The organism is Mesorhizobium loti CJ3sym (assembly GCF_000472785.1).
GTDB classification, from domain to species: domain Bacteria; phylum Pseudomonadota; class Alphaproteobacteria; order Rhizobiales; family Rhizobiaceae; genus Mesorhizobium; species Mesorhizobium loti_E.
The window spans coordinates 337,227-356,303 of record NZ_AXAL01000002.1; the positions used below are offsets into that span (position 1 = coordinate 337,227).

Genomic DNA, 19,077 nt, shown 5'->3' on the forward strand with positions numbered 1-19,077 from the left:
AATCAACCTGTTCGGAGCTGATGCTCGCACGCCTGTTCGTGATCTTCGGTGGTTTGTTTGTGCTGGTGCTGTGTGCGGCGCTGGTGGTGCCGTATTTTGTCGACTGGACCGGCTACCGCGCTGAATTCGAGCGCGAGGCGAGCGCCATCCTCGGCCGCAAGGTGACCGTGCAGGGCGACGCAACGGCAAGGCTGCTGCCGTTTCCCTCGGTGACCTTCTCCAACGTTGCCGTCGCCGGTGGCCCGAATGGCCAGCCGGCCATGACCGTCGAGACGTTTTCGATGGATGCGGAACTGGCGCCCTTCCTGCGCGGCGAGGTGCTGATCTTCGACATGCGGCTGGTGCGGCCGAAGGCGACCATCGACATTGCCAATGACGGCACGGTCGACTGGGCGATGCGGCCATCCTCGCCCTTCGACCTCAACCAGATTTCGATCGAGAAGCTGACGGTGACGGAGGGGCAGGTCGAGCTGCGCCATGCCGCCGGCGGACGCAGCCATATCTTTTCAGAGATCAATTCGACCATTTCGGCCAAGTCGCTGGCCGGCCCCTGGCGCATGGACGGCACGCTGCGGTTGGACGGGCTTCGCACCACGGTTGCGGCGTCGACCGGCAAGGCCGAAGGCTCCGGGCAGATGCGGTTGCGGGTGAAAGCCGATCCCGATGCCTATCCGCTGGTCATCGAGACCGACGGCAATGCCGGCATCGTCAATGGCGCCGCCGTTTATTCCGGCGACTTCAAGATCTCAGGTGCCGACAAGAACAGCGCCGAGCTGCGCGGCACCGATGGCGAGACGGTGAAAGTCAGCGCCGGCAAGCCCGATCCGGGCTTCCGGCTGAACGGCAAGTTCGCGCTCGACCACCAGAAGCTTGGCGTCGACGAATTCCGTTTCGAGACCGGACCGCTGGACAATCCCTACACCGCCGACGGCAAGGCTTCGGTCGATCTCGGCCTGAAGCCGAGCTTCGCCATCGAGGCCAATGGCGCGCAGGTGAAGCTCGACGAGGCGGTGGGCGCTCAGGCCGGCACCGGCCTGACGCTGGACCAGCGCATTGCCGGGCTGGAGCAGGCATTGCTCGACCTGCCGAAGCCGGCCATCCCCGGCACCGTCGAGGTCAACCTGCCGGCGGTCGTGGCCGGTGACACGACAGTGCGCGACGTGAAACTTTCGGCCGAACCGGTCGAAAGCGGATGGAAGGTAAAGTCGCTTGCCGCGACTTTGCCGGGCCGCACGACGCTGGAAGCCGATGGCATGCTTGCGCTCAATGTACAGGGCCATTTCGGCTTCACCGGCTCGTTGCTGCTGGCTGTGGCGCAACCCTCGGGCTTTGCCGCCTGGCTGTCGAAGGATGTCGACGAGGCGATCCGCCGTCTGCCGGCTGCCGGCTTCAAGGCCAAGGTTGATCTGTCGGAAAACCATCAAGCCTTCAGCGATCTCGAATTGATCCTGGGCAAGGCCAAGTTCTCCGGGCGCATCGATTCCAGTCAACCCGACGACGCCAGACCATCGGTGCTGATGCGGCTTGAAGGCGGCGAGCTCGATGTCGACGGGCTGGCGGCTTTTGCCTCGATTTTCGTCAGCGACAAGGGCGCCAACCGCTTTGCCAACAGCGACCTCGATTTCCAGATCAAGGCCGGTCCGGTGAGCGCAGGCGGCCTGACCGCCGACACGGTCGACACCGCGCTCAGGCTGCGTGATGGGTTGCTCGAAGTCGACCGGCTCTCGGTGGGTGGGCTGGCCGGCGCCTCGATCAGCGCTACGGGCCGGATCAAGGATTTCCCGGCGAGCCCGACCGGCAAGCTCGACGCCTCGGTTGTTGCTGTCGACCTGAAGCCGCTGATCGACGTTGCCGCGCAGCATTATCCAGACAGTGCGGTGCTGAAAGGGCTGGCGAGCCGTGCCGCCGCCTATCCCGACCTGTTCCAGGACGCGCGCGTCGACCTTGTGGCAAGTGCCGCCGACAATGGGGATGGCACGACCGGGCTGGCCGTGAGCGGCCAGGGCAAGGCCGGCGGCTCGGCCTTTTCGGCGTCGCTGTCTGGGAAGGGGGCGCCGGATAGGCTGCTCGACGCGCCGGTGACGCTGACCTTCAATGCCAAAAATCCGGACGCCACCGCCCTTTTGGCACTTTACGGCCTGCCGGCGCTGCCGCTCGGCATGCTGGGCGAGGCAACGACGGATATTTCGGCCAAAGGCACATTTGGCGGTGGCCTGGCGACAAGTTTCAATCTCACAGGCGCCGACTTCAAGGCCAGCTTCGAGGGAACCGTTGCGGACACGCCGCAAGGACCTGCCGCCAAGGGCAAGATCAATCTCGATGCCACCGACATCGAACCATGGCTGATGACGTCAGGCATCGGCCTGCCGGGCATGGGCGCGGGCATGTCGACATCGCTCTCGGCACAAGGCGACTATGGCAACGGCCTGCTGGTGGTGGACAATGTCAGCGGCGCCATCAACGAGGCGGCCGTGTCCGGCGACATCAATGTCGACGCCAAGGACGGCGTGCCGCATCTGGCCGGCGCGCTGGCGCTCGACGAGCTCGACCTCGATCCGATGGCCGTGGCGCTTTTCGGCGATTCCGCGTTCCTTGCTGACAAGAATGGGGCGGGCAAAAGTGGGGCTGACAAGGGCGGCGCCTGGCCGGCAGCACCCTTCAGCCAGAAATCCAGCCTGCCGTTCACCGCCGATCTCGACTTGACGACGGCAGCCCTTGCCGCCGGTCCGTTCGCCACCGCCTATGATGCTGCCTTTTCGCTCAAGCTCGACAAGGAGGGCATCCGCGTTTCCGACCTCAAGGCGAAACTCCTCGGCGGGGCGCTGACCGGCCTGTTCGAGTTGAAGAACAATGAGGGCACAGGGCTCTTCACCGGCGAGATGAAACTGATTGGTGCGGATCTCGCCAATGTGTTGCCGGATGCAGGTATCACCGGCATCAGCGATTTTTCGACGACGCTTTCGACCAGCGGCAAGTCGGTCGACGCAATGGTCGCCGCACTGTCGGGTTCCGGCACAGCGGCGCTCAAGGGTTTGCAGGTCGCAGGCGTCAATCCCGATGCGCTCAGCGCCTTGCTAGCCAAGGCGGACGCGATCGGGCGCGATATCGACGCGGCCAAGACCGCTGGTTTCGCGCCCGCCATCGCCGCCGCTGGCAATTTTGCAGCCAAGGACGCCGACATCGCTTTCACGGTTGCCGGCGGCACGCTGAGGGCGCCGCCGGTCAGCCTCGAAAATCCGGCGGCGACCCTGTCCGCGGATATCACGGCGGACCTCAACACCAGCACGGTTTCCGCCAAGGGCGCCATTACCTACAAGCCCGGCGACGAGGCGCTGGTCGGGTCCGAGCCGGTCGTCAATTTCACCGCCGAAGGGCCGTTCGGCGCCGTCAAACGGCAGTTCAACAGCGAACCGCTGGCGCAGTTCCTGACCCAGCGCGCGCTGGAAAAAGAGCAGCAGCGCGTCGAAGCGATGCAGGCGGCGTTGCTCGAAAAGCAGCGGCTGCGGCGCGAGGTGCGCTACTACGCAGCGCTGCAGGATGCGCGTGACAAGGCGGCGGAAGAATTGCGCCAGCAGGAGGAAGCGGCAAGGCTGAAAGCTGAAGCCGACGCCAAGGCGAAAGCCGAGGCAGACGCGCAGGCAAAGGCCGAAGCCGACGCCAAGGCTCAGGCCGACGCGGATGCCAAAGCCAAGGCGGATGCCGAGGCCAAAGCCAAGGCCTATGCCGACGCGAAAGCCAAGGCTGATGCAGATGCAAAGGCTGCCGCCGAGCAGCAGGCCGCCGACGACGCAGCCAAGGCGCAGGCCGAAGAAGAACAGCGGCAGAAGGCCGAGGAGGCGAAGCGTATCGCTTCGCAGGAAAAGGCGCGACTAGAGGCTGAACGCAAGGCCGCCGAGCCGAAGGTGGAGCGAGCCCCGCTGCCGGAAGCCAGCGATAATCCGCCAGCCAAGCCAAAGGCCAATCCGTTCACGGATGACAATCTCTTGAAGTCGTTGCAAGTCCAGTAGGCAGTAGGCAGGCTTTCCGTCGCTTGCTCGAGAGGCAATCGTCTCAAAGACTGTACAGTCTGGCGCTTTCGGTGATGTAACGGGCGTGGCGAAAATCGCGGATGGCGGCAAGCTTGCCGTCCTGCCAGGTCAGCAGGATGAAATAGGTGGGTCGCCCCGTCGGGTCGTTGGGATCGCGGACGAGGATTGCCGCCCTGTTTTCAGCGAAGCCGGGCACGAGATGCCAATCCTGCACCCGGGAATAGTTGCCGAAGTAGGTGCCGACTTCCCGGCGGCCATTGAGCCATGTCCTGGCCACGAGCTCCAGCCGAACTTCCTCGGCCAGCATTTCGCGCACCGCGTCGAAATCACGGGCATTGAAGCGATCGATGTAGGCATCAAGCAGCAGGCGCTCAGCGGCGCTCAGTCTCGGGAGAGGGCGGTCGTCGGGTTCGTCCGCAATCTGGCGCAGCCGGTCGCGGCCACGGTGCAGCGCGGCCTTGATCGCGGGGATGCTGGTGTCGAGCGTGGTGCTGATCTCGCGCAGGGAGTAGCCCAGGACATCCATCATGATGACGCTGCTTCGCTGCGCAACGGGAAGACGCATGAAGGTATGCAGTCCGGCAGCGGCGGCTTGACGATCGATGGTGGGATTTGCCGGGTCGACGATCATGTCCGGATCCTGATCGGCAAAGGTTCTTTCGCGAGAGCGTCGGCGTAGAAAGTCGAGCGCCGTATTGTGCGCGATGCGAAACAGCCAGCCTTCCGGATTGGCGATCGGCTCGGCACCGGGCAGGGCCTCGAATGCCTTGGCCAGCGCCTCCTGCAGCACGTCCTCGCCATCGATGACCGAACCAGTCATCCGGGCGCAGTAGCGGTGGAGTTTGGGGCGCAAGTCCCCAAACAGGCGCTCAAATAGCGCGCGAGGCTCGCCGGGATCGAGAATGTTCATAAGCCTCCATTCTGCGTCCTCGCTTGGTTACTCGTCGAGCATCCGGTAGCTGCCCACCACGGTCATCTCGTCGCGTTGCGGAGGCTCGCTGCAGCGATCCTTGAAGCCGTCCTGAAAGGCCCGGAATGCCGCCAGCCCGGTGATGATATCGGAATGCGCATCGGTTTGCGTCTCGACCAGATGCACGAATGTCCCATCGCTGGCGCGCAAGGTCATATAGCGAACGCCGTTCGGCGACTTGTCGCGCAATTCCTGGAAAACGGCCTCGATCAGCCGCTCGTTCTCATCGGCCCGTTCCGGTTTCATCTTGTAGCGTATCAGATGACGTTTCATCTCTGGTCTTCCTCCTGATCGCCCCGCCTTGCTGAGCTTTTCATCGCCTAGACGTCGCGGAGAGGCCAAAGGATTCGGCTACCGTGAAAATATTAGGTGCCACCGCGCAAAGAAATGCCGAGGCGTCACTCGCGGCCCTGATCGAGCAGGCGCCTCAGCATGGGCTCTATGCGCGAGAGCTCGTCGAGATGGGCCGCCGACAACTCTGCCAGGCAATCTTCGGCGTGCTCGGTCAACCGCAGCAGCACGCGGCGATGGTCGTCCCTGTCCTGGTCCCGCGCGACCAGTCCCGCCTCGCTCAGGCGATTGACCAGTTCTACGGCGCTGTGGTGGCGGATGCGCAGGCGCTCCGCCAGATCGCCGACGGTCACCGGTCCGCCATCCGGATAGCCCTTGATCGCCAGCAACGCCTGATGCTGGCGCGGCGTCAGGCCGGCATCTTCCGCCTGCAACTGGCTGAATTCGAGGAAGCGGCGGATCAGGTAGCGAAACTCGGACAGTCGCTGGTAATCGGCCTGTTTGATGGCGGGGCGTGATTTTTTTGGCTGCGTCATTCCGGACATTTGTTCCATTCCGGCAAAAGGCTCAAACGGTTTTGATACAAACCGGCTTGAATTTATATCGTGTTACGATAGATAGCGAGCCGACAAACCTGGCCGGCGTCTTCGCCGTGCCGGAATATCCGAGATCCGGCCGCCGCCAGAAAGCCAGCCATGAAGCCTCACCATTCCGAACACGGTCATCTCAGGGATTTCACCACCGACGCGCGCGTGCTGAACATCGCCACCATAGCCGTGGTGGTGGCCACGGCGGCGCTGTTTGCCGGCATTGCGCTGTTGAAGCTGATCCGGCTCGCCACCAACATCGCCTATTTCGGCCAGTTCTCGCTCGCCGATCTGAAAATGCAGGATACGCCGCTCGGCTACGCCGCGGTGATGGTGCCGGTGATAGGCGCACTGATCATCGGCCTGATGGCTCGATATGGCAGCGAGAAGATCCGTGGCCATGGCATTCCCGAAGCGATCGAGGCGATCCTGCTCGGGCGCTCCCGGCTAGGCGCCAAGGTGGCGATCCTGAAGCCGCTGTCGTCAGCGATCTCGATCGGCTCCGGCGGGCCGTTCGGCGCCGAAGGGCCGATCATCATGACCGGCGGCGCGATTGGTTCGCTGATCGCGCAGATGCTGCCGGTCAGCGACAACGAACGCAAGACGCTGCTGGTGGCAGGAGCCGCGGCCGGCATGACCACCGTGTTCGGCACGCCGATTGCAGCCATCATGCTGGCGGTGGAACTGCTGCTTTTCGAATGGACGCCGCGAAGCTTCATCCCCGTGGCGGTTGCGGCCGTCATCGCCGAAGTCGAGCGCACCGTACTGCATTTGCCTGGGCCGATCTTTCCGTTCCAGGGCGGCATGACGGTCTCGTTCGTCGGGCTTGGCGGCTGGGTTCTGGTCGGTATCTGCGCCGGCCTGCTGTCGGGACTGCTTACCCAGATGGTCTATGCCTGCGAGGACGCCTTCCAGAAACTGCCCATCCACTGGATGTGGTGGCCGATGATCGGCGGCCTGGTGGTCGGCATAGGTGGTTTGATCGAACCGCAGGCGCTGGGCGTCGGCTACGACAACATCGCCGACATGCTGGCTGGCCGCACGGTCGCGGCCGCCGCGCTGATGCTGTTGGTGGTCAAGGCCATCATCTGGTCGGTGGCGCTCGGTTCGGGAACCTCCGGCGGCGTGCTGGCGCCGCTGCTGATCATGGGTGGCGCGATGGGCGCCGTGTTCGGTGGATTCCTGCCGACGGCGGATCCGGGGTTCTGGGCGCTGCTGGCTATGTCGGCGACCATGGGCGGTACGATGCGGGCGCCGCTGACGGCGACTTTCTTCGCCATCGAACTAACCGGCAATACGCACGTCCTTGTTCCCTTGATCGCAGCCTGCGCGACCGCGCATGCCGTGACCGTGCTTTTGATGAAGCGCTCGATCCTGACCGAAAAGGTCGCCAGGCGAGGGCATCATCTGGTGCGCGAATATCGCGTCGATCCGTTCGCGCTAACGAGGGTGCGCGAGGTGATGACGTCGCAGGTCGAGAGCGTGCCGGCGACGATGACGCTGCATGGCGCGGCGGCGTTCCTGACCGCACCGGAAACCCGGCACCCGAGCTTTCCGGTGGTGGATGAGAACAGACAGGTGCTCGGCCTCATCGATCCGCCGGCGATCTTGCGCTGGCGCCGTGCCGGCAGGCACCGCACGACAACGCTGGGCGAGTTGCTTGCCGGCAGCAAGGTGACGCTCGCCTTTCCCGACGAATATCTGGAAGGCCTCTCGGACAAGCTGTTGATGGCCAACGTCTCGCATCTGCCGGTCGTGGCGCGCGAAGGCCTGCAACTGATCGGCTATGTCGGCTGGAAGGATCTGATGCGCGTGCGGTCGAGGAAACAGGCGGAGGAACGCGACCGCACGACCTTGCTGGGCTTCGGCACCAGGCGAGGGAAAGAAAAGGGCGCGGCCGAGGGCGTCTAGGCGCTCGCCCCGCGCTTCGCCCACTCCAGGACATAGAGCCGCAGCGCCGAGGACAGGTTGGTGTCGCGGGGACGCGTCTCGTCGACTTCGGCCACGAGTGCGGCGAGCGTCAGCTCTCTCGTCGCCGCTATCGCGACCAGATCGTCATAGAAGGGCTTTTCGAGGGAATAGCTGGTGCGATGGCCGCGGATGGTCACCGAGCGCTTTTCGACGACACTCACGGCCGAGCGCTCACGGTTCGTCCTTGGCGGATGGCTCGAGACGATGGCCGGCGACAAACCTTTCGGCCTTGTCGGCGATCAGCCGGTCGCGTTGCTTCTCAGCCTTGGAACGGCCGTGCAGGGCCCGGTTCTGGTCGGCGGCGCGCACCTTCTCGTCCCGCGCCTTCTGCTTGCGAGCCTGGCGGAGATTGACGATGTCGGCCATGGCGCGGACCGCCCGGCCTATTTCTTGCGGAAGGCGTCGAGCGAGACCACTTCGGCGCCCTTGGCGCCGGCCTCGGCCGCAGCGGGCTTTTTCTCGGCTTCGGCGGTCGCGGCTTTCTTTTCGGCCTTCGGCTTCTTCTCGGAGACGATGGTCAGAGGCTCGGGCGCCGGCTGGGCCGGTTCCTCTTCGGCCGGCGCGTCGGTCTTGACGTCGAACTCGAGCTCGAAATTGACCGAGGGGTCATAGAAACCACGCACGGCCGAGAACGGGATTTCCAGTTTCTCCGGCACGTCGGAGAAGGACAGGCCGACTTCGAAGCCGGTGTCTGTCACCTTCAGGTCCCAATACTGGAACTGGATGACGATGGTCATCTGCTCGGGGTAGCGTTCGCGCAGCCGTGACGACACCCGCACGCCGGGCGCGCCGGTCAGGAAGGTGATGAAGAAGTGATGGTTGCCGGGGAGGCCGGTGCGTGCGACCTCGGCCAGGACCTTGCGCATGACGCCGCGCAACGCCTCCTGGGCCAGAATGTCGTAGCGGATGTGGTCGTCGGCCATGTGCTGGTCGGGTTCCGTTGAATCGTCCGCATAGCTGTAATCAAGCTTGAGGGCGGCGTAAACCTGATATAGACCGCCGCCGCACCGAGACGAGGACTATTGCGAATGATTTGATCGCCAAGCCGGCTTGTTTGATCGGGAAGGCGGCTTGGCGGCAACCGCAAATGTTATGCGTTAGCCAGCGCAGTGTGCTTTTTGACGCTGCTCGGGGAAGGGCGCTTGCCGAAGGCGCGCAGGAAGGTGCGAACGCCATTGGTTGCCGATTGCAGGACTTCGTCTTCGGAAGGTGTGCCACCGAGCATGAAAATAGTCTGCAGTTCGGCATTGGCCAGGCCAAGGAACTGACGGGCCGCGACGTCGGGGTCGTCGATGGTGAGGTGGCCGCCATAGGCGAGGCGGGCGAAACGGGCGGCGATTGCCGGCCACGTCCTGCCCGGACCCTGTTCGCGCCATTCGGCAAACAATTCGGGATAGCGTTCGCCCTCGGTCTGGATCAGCTTGCGCAGGAATTTTCCGTCGCGGTTGCAGATGCAGTTCTGGTTGAGGCGCACAGCAAAGCCGATCAGATCGGCTTCGAGATCGCCTGGCTGGTCCGGAAAGGTGGCGATGGTGGCGAAGATGCCGACATTGCAGCGCTCGGTAAGGTCGCGCACGACGGCCATAAAGAGCTTTTCCTTGTCGCCATGATGATTGTAGACGGTCTGGCGCGAAACACCGGCTTCCGCGGAGATCAGATCAATATTGGCGCCGGCAAAACCTTCCCGGCAGAAAACGCCGGCAGCGGCGTCAACGATCGACAGACGTTTGGCCTCATGGCCGCGCGGCGGAAAAATGTCAGGAGAAAAGCCCGGTCTCATGAAAATCCATATAGAGGTGATTGACGATTTAGACAAGAGTGTCTAAATTTGTGGACACGATATATAAAGAGGTTTCGCGCTGGAGAGGCGAATAGAATTCGCTCTTGGGGAGTCGGAATCTCACGGGATGGAACGTCCTAGGGTTAGACGTCGCCTGGCGGCGGCAACCAGAATTCGAAAGAAGCCACTATCATGAGTCCCAAATTCCTCCGCATCGCGGTCGTGCTCGGCCTGTTGTCCGCCATCGGCCCGTTCGCCATCGACATGTATCTTCCCGCTCTGCCGTCGATCGGCGCGGATCTGCACGCCGGCACCGCCGCCGTGCAGATGAGCCTGCTGATCTTTTTCCTGTCGATGGGTTTCGGCCAGATCGTCGTCGGGCCGATCTCCGACATGGTCGGCCGCAAGCTGCCGCTCTATGGCGGCCTTGCGCTGTTCATGGTCGGCGGAATCGGTTCGGCAATGGCGCCGACCATCGAGTGGCTGATCGCCTTCCGCTTCCTGCAGGGCCTTGGCGCCAGCGCCGGCATGGCCGTTCCACGCGCCATCGTGCGCGACCTGCACACCGGCAATGAAGCCGCCAAACTGATGTCCTTGCTGATGCTGGTGTTTTCGGTGTCACCGATCCTGGCGCCGTTGACCGGCAGCCAGATCATCGAGGCTTTCGGCTGGCGCGCCGTATTCTGGACGGTGACCGGTGCGGCAGCCCTTGCCACCATCCTGCTCGCGACCTCGCTCAAGGAGACGCGGCCTGCGGAAGAACGCGTTGGTTCCTCGTTCGGCACCGCACTGTCGGCCTATCGCTTGCTGATGGGTGACCGCAACTTCCTCGGTCTGGTGGCGATCGCCGGCTTCGGAATTGCCAGCTTCTTCGTCTATCTGTCGAGTTCGTCCTTCATCCTGATCGATCATTACGGGCTGTCGCCTTCGGTCTACAGCGTGTTCTTCTCGATCAACGCGGTGGCCTTCATCGGCATGTCGCAGCTGACCGGGCTGCTGGCAGGGCGCTTCGGGTTGAAGCGAGTCGTCTGGGTGGCGGTGACCGGCTATGCCACGACGATGGTTGTGCTGTTTGCGATCATGGCGACGGGCGTCGACCGGCTCGACGTGATGGCGGCACTGCTGTTCGTCGGCTACGGCTTCCTCGGCCTGGTCATTCCCACCACTTCGGTGCTGGCCATGGAAGAGCATGGCGAGATAGCCGGTACAGCGTCGGCGCTGATGGGCACGCTGCACTTCGCCATCGGCGCGCTCGCCATGGGCGTCGCCGGCGTGTTCTTCGACGGCACGCCGCTGCCGATGGTCGCCGGCATCACGCTTTGCGCGGTGATCTCGTTCACGCTGGCCAAGTTCACGCTCCGCTCGCGCGAAGCTGTAGAAGCGCCGGCCGAGTAGGCAGTCGCCACCTGCAACAAAAAAGGCCGGGTCATCCGGCCTTTTTGATGTCTTCAGGCCAATCGCCGGCCACCAGAATCGTTTTGCATTTTTTTCCATGGAAAAGACCCACGCGACGTGGCGGCTCCGCGGCCTACAGGCCGTGCGAAGTCTGGACGGCAAGAGCCTGCCGCTGTGCGTGGCACATATTGAGGGGGAGAAGTGGAGGTTTCTGTTGCCAGGTACCTCCGAACCCCGCCTAGAAGTGCGAACCTCTAGGGCTTGATTTGAAGCTATCGCACCGCTTACGCGGCGAGACGTGCTTCCGCATAGTTGTCATTTGCAACTACAGGTTTAGCCCGATGACGGTGGTACCATGCCGGGCAAAAGTACGATCTTTACACCTTCGTCGATCCTATTTCGCCCCCATCAAAAACCGCTCTGTCGTCAACAGCGGCTTTTGGTGGAGGCGCCGGGTACCGCCCCCGGGTCCGAACGGCTTATTTCATCGCCCATTTATCGCCATAGTCGGTCAAGCCGACAAAACGAATATAGGGGGCGATCATGGAAATTGAAAGGCCGCAATCGGGCTTTGTCCCCGTGTCAAATCGCGACGCCAAAGGGTTGACTTGGGCGCGGTCTCAACCGAAGCTTTGCGACCGGTGAGGAGTTGCCGACCTAGCGCACAAGTTGCGAAGCGCGCCACAGCCCTCATCGATCGGATCCGTAGCGCCGACGAGGGGAATTTTGATGGCCGACTATCTTGCAGACGTGAAGAAGTACGATGCCGCGGCAAGTGCCGACGTGGTCGAAAAGATCGTCAAGCATCTGGGCATCGCGCTCAGGAACCGCGACTCCTCGCTGGTGTCCTGCACTGACCCGAAGGAACTGGAGCGGGTCAAGGAGAGCTGGGTGGCCAAGAAGCTCGGCGTCAGCGACGGGGCGAAGGCCGATGCGGCGATCGAGAAGACCTGCAAGGCGATGCACGCCGATCACAGCAAGGGCCGCGTGACCTTCTATTATCTGGTGGCCAAGGATCTGGGCAAGCTCGGCTCGCTCTGAGACCTCTGAGAATTCTACTCTGACGGCCGACTGGGGCGGTTTTCTGCGCTTCCGGTGCTCACGTACTTAAGTACGCTCCGCTCCGGTTCTCAAAAACCACCCTATTGGACTCGCCAGAGCGAATTCTGAAGAGTTCTCCACTCTCTATTCGGGGGGAAGACCTGAGACAGGCGTGGCATCAGCGCGCACATGCGCTATGATTGGTGAAATCTCGAATCGAGCCTAATCCGATGCGCCAATATCTCGACCTCTTGCAGCATGTGCTGGAAAACGGCGCCGACCGCGGTGACCGCACAGGCACCGGTACGCGCTCTGTCTTCGGTTACCAGATGCGTTTCGACCTGGCGCGCGGCTTTCCGGTCACCACCACCAAGAAGCTGCACCTGAAGTCGATCATCCATGAATTGCTCTGGTTCCTGGCAGGCGACACCAACATCAAGTACCTGACCGACCACGGCGTTACGATCTGGGACGAATGGGCCGACGAGAATGGCGACCTCGGCCCGGTCTATGGCAAGCAGTGGCGCTCCTGGCCCGATGGCCACGGCGGCTCGATTGACCAGATCGCTGGCCTTCTCAAGGAGATACGCCGCAATCCTCAATCGCGGCGGCTGATCGTCTCGGCGTGGAATCCTGCCGAGGTGGAAGCGATGGCGCTGCCGCCCTGCCACTGCCTGTTCCAGTTCTACGTGTCGGAAGGCAAGCTTTCCTGCCAGCTCTACCAGCGTTCGGCCGATATCTTCCTCGGCGTGCCGTTCAACATCGCGTCCTACGCGCTGCTGACGCTGATGGTGGCGCAGGTGACCGGGCTGAGGCCGGGCGATTTCGTCCACACGCTGGGCGACGCGCATCTCTACTCAAATCATTTCGATCAGGCCCGCGAGCAGCTGAAGCGCACGCCAAGGGCGCTGCCGACAATGTGGATCAATCCGGAGGTCAAAGACCTCTTTGCGTTCCGCTTCGAGGATCTCCGGTTGGAAAACTACGTCGCCGATGCGAGCATCAAGGCGCCTATTGCCGTCTAGGGCGGCAAGCTTCAGTCGATGCCGACCATCACGTCCGAGGCCTTGACCACGGCATAGGCCTGCTTGCCTTTTTCAAGCTTGAGGTCGGCGACGGCCTCGTTGGTGATCGAGGCGGTGACGATGACGCCGCCACCGATGTCGATCCTGACATGCGAGGTGGTGGCTCCCTTGACTATCTCGGTGATCGTTCCCTTGAGGATGTTGCGAGCGCTGATCTTCATCGTACGTCTCCTTTTATCTTTCGCTGTAGCCAGCCTGGTTCATCGTAGGCCGCGATGACATCCAGATACAATGCCGGCGTCGGGCAAAAAGTCTTCCCTTGTTATGTTCATATGGATATATCGATCGGTAGGCTCGAGCCGGTTGGATTTTAAACCCAGGGAGAATTTTCATGACGCGCAAAGGGTTCGGATTGAGGGTGATCGCTCTTGGCGGTTTTGCGGCAGCCTTGATGGCCGCGGCGCCGGTCGCTCACGCTGAGGACAAGGTCGTCGTTTTTGCCGCGGCCAGCCTGAAGGACGCGCTCGATGCCGTGAACAAGGTATGCGAGGCCGATGTCGGTGAGGCCGCGACCGTCTCCTATGCCGCCAGCTCCGCGCTGGCCAAACAGATCGAGGGCGGGGCGCCGGCTGATGTCTTCATCTCGGCCGACCTCGACTGGATGAAATATCTCTCCGACAAGAAGCTGACCAAGCCGGACACTGAAGTGAAGCTGCTCGGCAACGAGATCGTGCTGGTGGCGCCGAAAGATTCGAAAGTCGAGACCAAGATCGAGAAGGGTTTTGATCTCGCCAAGCTGATCGGCGACGGCAAGCTCGCCATGGGCGATTTCAAGGCAGTGCCGGCCGGCAAATACGGAAAGGCGGCGCTTGAATCGCTCGGCGTCTGGTCGTCTGTCGAAGGCAAGGTGGCGCAGGCCGAGAATGTTCGCGCGGCACTGAAACTGGTTTCGACAGGCGAGGCAGCGCTCGGCATCGTTTATGCCACCGACGCGCATGCCGAAAAGGGCGTCAAGGTGGTCGGCACCTTCCCGGAGGATTCGCATCCGCCGATCATCTACCCGGTTGCCCAAACCGCCGATTCGAAGGACAAGGATACGCCGGCTTTCCTGAAATGCCTGCAGTCGGCAAAGGCCGGGGCACTGTTCAAGGATCAGGGCTTCACGGTGCTGACGCCGAGCAACTGAGGTCCAAGGGGCTTTACCTCGCACTATGAACTGGCTGCTGGACCTCAGTCCCGACGAATGGAATGCGGTCCGGCTGTCCATCAAGGTGGCGACGGTGGCGATGCTTTTCAGCCTGCCTCCGGGCATCCTGATCGCGCTGCTGCTGGCCCGAGGCCAGTTCTGGGGCAAGACTCTGCTCAACGGCTTGGTTCATCTGCCGTTGATCCTGCCGCCTGTCGTGACCGGATATCTCTTGCTTTTGACCTTCGGCAAGCGCGGCCTGGCCGGCGCCTTCCTGGCCGAACATTTCGGCATCGTCTTCTCGTTTCGCTGGACAGGTGCGGCACTTGCCTGCGGCATCATGGGCTTTCCCCTGATGGTGCGGGCGATCCGGCTGTCGATCGAGGCGGTGGACCGCAAGATGGAGGCGGCGGCGGGAACCCTTGGCGCCAATCCTTTGTGGGTGTTTGGCACCATCACGCTGCCGTTGATCCTGCCCGGGCTGATCGCCGGCGCCATCCTGGCCTTCGCCAAGGCAATGGGGGAATTCGGTGCGACAATCACTTTCGTCTCCAACATTCCCGGCGAGACGCAGACGCTGCCCTCGGCTATCTACACCTTTACGCAGGTGCCGGGCGGCGATGAGGGCGCGCTGCGGCTGACGCTGATTTCGATCGTCATCTCGATGGCGGCACTGGTCGCGTCGGAAGTGCTGGCGCGGCGGGTCGGCCGGCGGATGGACATCGAATGAGCGTCCTCGTCGACATCAGCCATCGGCTCGGTGATTTCGCCATCGACGTCCGCTTCGAGAGTGCTGGACGGCTGACGGCGCTGTTCGGGCCGTCTGGCTCCGGCAAGACGACGCTTATCAACATGATCGCGGGACTGATTCGGCCCGACAAGGGCCGCATCGAGGTCGATGGCCGCGTGCTGGTCGATACCGACGCCGGGGTTTTCGTACCGAAGCACAAGCGCCGCATCGGCATGGTGTTCCAGGACGCGCGGCTGTTTCCGCATATGAGTGTCGCCAGCAATCTGCGCTACGGCCGCTTCTTCACGCCGGCCGCCGAGCGCTATTCCGACATGGATGCTGTTGTCGACCTGCTCGGCATCGGGCCGCTGCTGAACAGGCGCCCGGCAAAGCTGTCCGGCGGCGAAAAGCAGCGCGTGGCGATCGGCCGGGCGCTGCTGGCCAGCCCCAGATTGCTGCTCATGGACGAGCCATTGGCCTCGCTCGACGAAGTGCGCAAAGCCGAAATTCTGCCCTATATCGAGCGGCTGCGCGACGAGACGAAGATTCCGATCGTCTATGTCAGCCATTCGGTCGCCGAGGTGGCGCGGATGGCGAGCGACGTGGTGACGCTGGCGCAAGGCAAAGTCGTTGCCAGCGGCCCGACCGAGGCGGTTATGCAAAGGCTCGACTTGTTGCCCACGGAAGAGCGTGGCGAGGGTGGCGCCGTGCTGGACACCAAGGTGCTGGGCCACGACGAGGTGTATGGCATGACCGTGCTCGGCTCGGCCGCCGGCGAAATCCGCGTGCCGCGCCTTGCAATCGCGACCGGCGCTCTCGTGCGTATCCGCATCCGTGCCCGCGATGTGATGATCGCCACCGTGAAGCCCACGGGGCTCAGCGCGCTCAACATCTTGCCAGGCACGGTCGTCGCGATCAGCCCGGGCGAGGGGCCGGCGGTCGAAATTGGCATCAGTTGCAATGGCGCAACCGTGCTGGCCCGTATCACCGAACAATCGCGACACGTGCTGAAGCTTCAGCTTGGCGGCAAGGTTTTCGCGGTCATCAAGACTGTGAGCTTTGACCGGGCGAACACCGGCGCCGGCCTGCCCGTCGAGGCGGATGGATGACGATCGCTATGTCTTTTTGGAATAGCGGTTTTGCCGAAGAGCTTCTAGTGTGAGATCGAGCGTGACTGCGGAGGAGCAAAAATGCCGTCGCTGAGCTTGCGGATAAATCTCGATCCCGACGGGCGCATAGGTCCGGGCAAGATCGAGCTTCTCGAGCACATCGCCACCTTCGGCTCGATCTCTGCCGCAGCGCGCGGCATGGAGATGTCCTACAAGCACGCCTGGGACCTGGTTGAAGACATGAACCGCGTGTTCGGCAAGCCGCTGGTGGCGGCGCAGACCGGAGGCCGCAAAGGCGGCGGCGCACAGCTGACGACGGTTGGCCTGGCTGTGGTCAGCCGTTTTCGCGCAATCGAGCGGGCGGCGAGCGCTGCAGCGACCACACATATGGATGCGTTGCAGGCGGAGATCGACGCGGGGTAGGGCAGTAGGGTCTAATCCTCTTCGCCTGGCTTGCGCAGCAGGTAGGTGTCCATGATCCAACCCTTCTTCCGGCGGGCTTCTTCGCGGACCTTTTCGATCTCTGTAACGACATCGCCGAGGCGACCCGAGACAAGAATCTCGTCCGGTGTGCCGAGATAGGCACCCCAATGGATGGTGACATCCTGGTCGGCCAGCGTGTTGAAGGCGCATTTGCCGTCCAGCATGACGATTGTGCTGCCGGCATTTTCGGCCAGGCCTTCCTCGGTGAGCTTGCGGCCGGTGGTGACCAGGATGGAATCGCCGATGCGGTTCAGCGCCATTTTATGGCCGGCGGCCAGTGCCTGGATGGCTGATATGCCGGGGATGACCTCAAGCTCGAAGCCAACATTGCCCCTCAGCCGCACCCGCTCGAGGATGCGCAGCGCGCTGTCGTAGAGCGAGGGGTCGCCCCAGATCAGGAAAGCGCCGCAACCGTCTTCCGCAATCTCGTCGCGGATCAGGCCTTCGTAAATGGCGGCGATGGCTTCGTGCCAGTCGTCGACGGTAGAGCGATAGGAGGGCGCCGGTTCGGCGCGCACCGGCACGTCGAATTCGACGCGGCGCGACTTCGGGTTGGTGACGAAGCGGTCGCAGATCTCGCGCCGCAATTCGGCAAGGTCGTTTTTCCCAGCACCCTTGTCGGGGATGAACAGCACGTCGGCACGGTTCAGGCCTGATATGGCCTGAACGGTCATATGGTCGGGATTGCCGGCGCCGATGCCGATGACGAGAAGCTTGCGCATGGGCGAACTCCTGCCCGATCGGAACTTGTTAGTCCAGACCGCTTGCGTGTCCAGACCGCTTGCGTGTCCAGACTGTCCGAACTGTCCCGTGAGACGGAAGGGCTTTGAAACGCCACATTGAAACCGCTAGGGTCATCCAGGCATTCCAGCCGAGGGGGCTTCGATGTTGCGATATGTTCTGACCATGGTGCTGGCGCTTTCCGCCGCACCGGCACTGGCCAATGACTCGACTGCCGAACTCGGCACCGGCGGCCTCATTCTGTCGCGTAACGATGCGGTCGCGATGCAGAGTGAGGACCTCTTCATTTCGCCTGAGAAAGTGACGGTCGACTACGTCTTCCACAACAACACCGACAAGGATGTCAGCGCGATCGTGGCCTTTCCGATGCCCGACATTTCGGGCGACCCCGAGGAGATGCCGGCGATCCCGGAGAATCAGAGCGACAATTTCCTTGGCTTCGAGGTGACGATCGACGGCGTCGCGGCAAAGCCGCAGCTCGAGCAGAAGGTGTTCGCGCTCGGCATCGACATCAGCGCCGACCTGAAAGCCCAGAATGTGCCGTTCAACCCGTTCGGCGATGCCGCCAAGGCGGCATTGGCGAAATTGCCAAAGGCGGTGGCCGATGACTGGGTCAACCGCGGCATCATCATCGAGGATCCGGAAGGCGACCAAAGCGCCACACCGTCCTATGCGCCATGGTGGCAGCTGCGCTCGACCTATTGGTGGCGCTCGATCTTTCCGGCCAACAAGGACGTCCATGTTTCGCACCGCTACAAGCCGAGCGTCGGCGGCACGTCCTCGGTCAGCTTCTTCTACGACGGCAAGTTCCAGGGACAATATGCATCGTACAAGACACGCTACTGCCTGGACGATACGTTCGAAAATGCGGTGCGCCAGGCTGCGAAGGCCGACGGCTATCCGAAATTCTACGAAAACCGCATCGCCTATATCCTGACCACCGGCGGCAATTGGGCAGCCGGCACCATCGGCAAGTTCAAGCTGACCATAGACAAGGGCAATCCCAAAGCCATGGTCTCGTTCTGCGGCGACAATGTCAAAAAGGTCGGACCGACGACCTTTGAGATGACTGCGAATGATTTCTATCCGGAGCATGACATCGACATCCTCTTGCTCGAACCGTCGGACAGCAATGGCGGGGATGCGAATTGATGCATGTCGCGATCTACGTCGCCATCGCCGAAAACGGCGTGATCGGGCGCGACGGCGGGCTGCCCTGGCGGCTCTCCACCGATCTCAAGCGTTTCAAGGCCGACACGATGGGCAAGCCCATCATCATGGGCCGCAAGACCTATGAAGGCATCGGCCGGCCGCTGCCAGGCAGGCTGAACATCGTCGTCACCCGCGACAAGGCCTGGCGCGCCGAGGGCGTCGAGGTGGCACATACGCTCGAAGCCGCGATCCAGTTGGCGACAGTGCGCGGACGCTGCATGGCTGGCGTGGACGAGGTCTGCGTCATCGGCGGCGGCGAGATCTATGCCCAGGCGCTGCCGCTGGCCGACCGGCTGCACGTCACGCATGTGCTGGCAGCCGTCGATGGCGACGCGCATTTCCCGCCGATCGACTCTCAGACATGGCGCCTGCTCAGTTCGCAGGAGATCCCGGCGGGGGAAAAGGACAGCCATGCGACGCGCTATTCAGTTTATGAGCGCCGCCGCGAGATACATTGAAAGACAAAAAAGGTATTGAAAGACGACAAAGGGTCGCGACCGGCCCAAAACGGATGATGTCGGCGTGGCA

20 protein-coding genes and 1 other RNA gene are annotated in these 19,077 nt (G+C 62.7%); 11 read left to right on the top strand and 10 right to left on the bottom strand.

What is annotated here, in order from left to right; genetic code table 11:
* Nucleotides 1-20 precede the first annotated feature (20 nt).
* Nucleotides 21-4,007: an AsmA family protein gene (locus A3A9_RS0106195; RefSeq protein WP_027057999.1), complete on the top strand. Its 3,987-nt coding sequence runs from the start codon at nucleotides 21-23 to the stop codon at nucleotides 4,005-4,007.
* Between the two features lie 43 nt (nucleotides 4,008-4,050).
* Here A3A9_RS0106195 and A3A9_RS0106200 read toward each other — a convergent pair whose 3' ends face one another.
* The 3 genes from A3A9_RS0106200 to A3A9_RS0106210 all read right to left on the bottom strand — a co-directional run bounded on the left by A3A9_RS0106200 (nucleotide 4,051) and on the right by A3A9_RS0106210 (nucleotide 5,834).
* The gene (locus A3A9_RS0106200) at nucleotides 4,051-4,938 is read right to left on the bottom strand and encodes a sigma-70 family RNA polymerase sigma factor (protein ID WP_027058000.1); all 888 of its coding nucleotides are present in this window, start codon (nucleotides 4,936-4,938) and stop codon (nucleotides 4,051-4,053) included.
* 27 nt (nucleotides 4,939-4,965) lie between these two features.
* Entirely contained in the window at nucleotides 4,966-5,271 is a 306-nt protein-coding gene (locus tag A3A9_RS0106205; protein WP_027058001.1) for a hypothetical protein, read from the bottom strand.
* A 125-nt stretch (nucleotides 5,272-5,396) separates the two neighbouring features.
* A complete protein-coding gene (locus tag A3A9_RS0106210; protein WP_027058002.1) occupies nucleotides 5,397-5,834 on the bottom strand; it encodes a MarR family winged helix-turn-helix transcriptional regulator in 438 nt (145 codons plus the stop codon).
* 150 nt (nucleotides 5,835-5,984) lie between these two features.
* On the opposite strand from A3A9_RS0106210, the gene A3A9_RS0106215 reads away from it, so the two are divergent.
* Nucleotides 5,985-7,787, top strand: coding sequence for a chloride channel protein (locus A3A9_RS0106215; RefSeq protein WP_051370786.1), 1,803 nt, complete (start codon nucleotides 5,985-5,987; stop codon nucleotides 7,785-7,787).
* Here A3A9_RS0106215 and A3A9_RS0106220 read toward each other — a convergent pair.
* The 4 genes from A3A9_RS0106220 to A3A9_RS0106235 all read right to left on the bottom strand — a co-directional run bounded on the left by A3A9_RS0106220 (nucleotide 7,784) and on the right by A3A9_RS0106235 (nucleotide 9,627).
* On the bottom strand, nucleotides 7,784-8,008 hold the full coding sequence (locus tag A3A9_RS0106220; protein WP_027058004.1) for a ribbon-helix-helix domain-containing protein: 225 nt from the start codon (nucleotides 8,006-8,008) through the stop codon (nucleotides 7,784-7,786). The two genes, A3A9_RS0106215 and A3A9_RS0106220, sit on opposite strands and share 4 nt — an antisense overlap.
* Before the next feature lie 10 nt (nucleotides 8,009-8,018).
* On the bottom strand, nucleotides 8,019-8,213 hold the full coding sequence (locus tag A3A9_RS0106225; RefSeq protein ID WP_027058005.1) for a DUF4169 family protein: 195 nt from the start codon (nucleotides 8,211-8,213) through the stop codon (nucleotides 8,019-8,021).
* Between the two features lie 17 nt (nucleotides 8,214-8,230).
* Nucleotides 8,231-8,770, bottom strand: a complete 540-nt coding sequence (locus tag A3A9_RS0106230) for an SspB family protein (protein WP_027058006.1) — start codon at nucleotides 8,768-8,770, stop codon at nucleotides 8,231-8,233.
* A gap of 167 nt (nucleotides 8,771-8,937) precedes the next feature.
* On the bottom strand, nucleotides 8,938-9,627 hold the full coding sequence (locus A3A9_RS0106235; protein ID WP_027058007.1) for a TetR/AcrR family transcriptional regulator: 690 nt from the start codon (nucleotides 9,625-9,627) through the stop codon (nucleotides 8,938-8,940).
* A gap of 192 nt (nucleotides 9,628-9,819) precedes the next feature.
* Between A3A9_RS0106235 and A3A9_RS0106240 the strand changes: the two genes are divergently transcribed.
* Nucleotides 9,820-11,022, top strand: a complete 1,203-nt coding sequence (locus A3A9_RS0106240) for a multidrug effflux MFS transporter (RefSeq protein ID WP_027058008.1) — start codon at nucleotides 9,820-9,822, stop codon at nucleotides 11,020-11,022.
* Nucleotides 11,023-11,222: 200 nt separating this feature from the next.
* Here A3A9_RS0106240 and ssrA read toward each other — a convergent pair.
* Nucleotides 11,223-11,582, bottom strand: a transfer-messenger RNA (tmRNA) gene (gene ssrA, locus A3A9_RS42150).
* 169 nt (nucleotides 11,583-11,751) lie between these two features.
* Here ssrA and A3A9_RS0106250 point away from each other — a divergent pair.
* The gene (locus A3A9_RS0106250) at nucleotides 11,752-12,063 is read left to right on the top strand and encodes a DUF2853 family protein (RefSeq protein ID WP_027029651.1); all 312 of its coding nucleotides are present in this window, start codon (nucleotides 11,752-11,754) and stop codon (nucleotides 12,061-12,063) included.
* A 230-nt stretch (nucleotides 12,064-12,293) separates the two neighbouring features.
* The gene (locus A3A9_RS0106255) at nucleotides 12,294-13,088 is read left to right on the top strand and encodes a thymidylate synthase (RefSeq protein ID WP_027058009.1); all 795 of its coding nucleotides are present in this window, start codon (nucleotides 12,294-12,296) and stop codon (nucleotides 13,086-13,088) included.
* A gap of 11 nt (nucleotides 13,089-13,099) precedes the next feature.
* Here the strand turns inward: A3A9_RS0106255 and A3A9_RS0106260 are convergent, their stop codons facing one another.
* A complete protein-coding gene (locus A3A9_RS0106260; RefSeq protein ID WP_027058010.1) occupies nucleotides 13,100-13,309 on the bottom strand; it encodes a TOBE domain-containing protein in 210 nt (69 codons plus the stop codon).
* A 170-nt stretch (nucleotides 13,310-13,479) separates the two neighbouring features.
* Between A3A9_RS0106260 and modA the strand changes: the two genes are divergently transcribed.
* The 4 genes from modA to A3A9_RS0106280 all read left to right on the top strand — a co-directional run bounded on the left by modA (nucleotide 13,480) and on the right by A3A9_RS0106280 (nucleotide 16,536).
* Nucleotides 13,480-14,274, top strand: coding sequence for a molybdate ABC transporter substrate-binding protein (gene modA, locus A3A9_RS0106265; RefSeq protein ID WP_027058011.1), 795 nt, complete (start codon nucleotides 13,480-13,482; stop codon nucleotides 14,272-14,274).
* A gap of 25 nt (nucleotides 14,275-14,299) precedes the next feature.
* Nucleotides 14,300-15,004, top strand: a complete 705-nt coding sequence (gene modB / locus A3A9_RS0106270; RefSeq protein WP_027058012.1) for a molybdate ABC transporter permease subunit — start codon at nucleotides 14,300-14,302, stop codon at nucleotides 15,002-15,004.
* Entirely contained in the window at nucleotides 15,001-16,113 is a 1,113-nt protein-coding gene (gene modC / locus A3A9_RS0106275; protein WP_027058013.1) for a molybdenum ABC transporter ATP-binding protein, read from the top strand. The genes modB and modC overlap by 4 nt, the downstream gene beginning before the upstream one ends.
* Before the next feature lie 81 nt (nucleotides 16,114-16,194).
* The gene (locus tag A3A9_RS0106280) at nucleotides 16,195-16,536 is read left to right on the top strand and encodes a winged helix-turn-helix domain-containing protein (RefSeq protein WP_027058014.1); all 342 of its coding nucleotides are present in this window, start codon (nucleotides 16,195-16,197) and stop codon (nucleotides 16,534-16,536) included.
* Nucleotides 16,537-16,547: 11 nt separating this feature from the next.
* On the opposite strand, the gene cobF is transcribed toward A3A9_RS0106280, so the two are convergent.
* Complete coding sequence (gene cobF / locus A3A9_RS0106285) at nucleotides 16,548-17,318, bottom strand: precorrin-6A synthase (deacetylating) (RefSeq protein ID WP_027058015.1); 771 nt, start codon at nucleotides 17,316-17,318, stop codon at nucleotides 16,548-16,550.
* A gap of 163 nt (nucleotides 17,319-17,481) precedes the next feature.
* On the opposite strand from cobF, the gene A3A9_RS0106290 reads away from it, so the two are divergent.
* Both A3A9_RS0106290 and A3A9_RS0106295 read left to right on the top strand, forming a co-directional pair.
* Nucleotides 17,482-18,489 carry a DUF4424 domain-containing protein gene (locus A3A9_RS0106290; RefSeq protein ID WP_027058016.1) on the top strand — a complete coding sequence of 336 codons (1,008 nt, stop codon included), beginning with the start codon at nucleotides 17,482-17,484 and terminating at the stop codon, nucleotides 18,487-18,489.
* Nucleotides 18,489-19,007 carry a dihydrofolate reductase gene (locus tag A3A9_RS0106295; RefSeq protein ID WP_027058017.1) on the top strand — a complete coding sequence of 173 codons (519 nt, stop codon included), beginning with the start codon at nucleotides 18,489-18,491 and terminating at the stop codon, nucleotides 19,005-19,007. Before A3A9_RS0106290 ends, A3A9_RS0106295 begins: the two co-directional genes overlap by 1 nt.
* The last annotated feature ends 70 nt before the right edge of the window (nucleotides 19,008-19,077 follow it).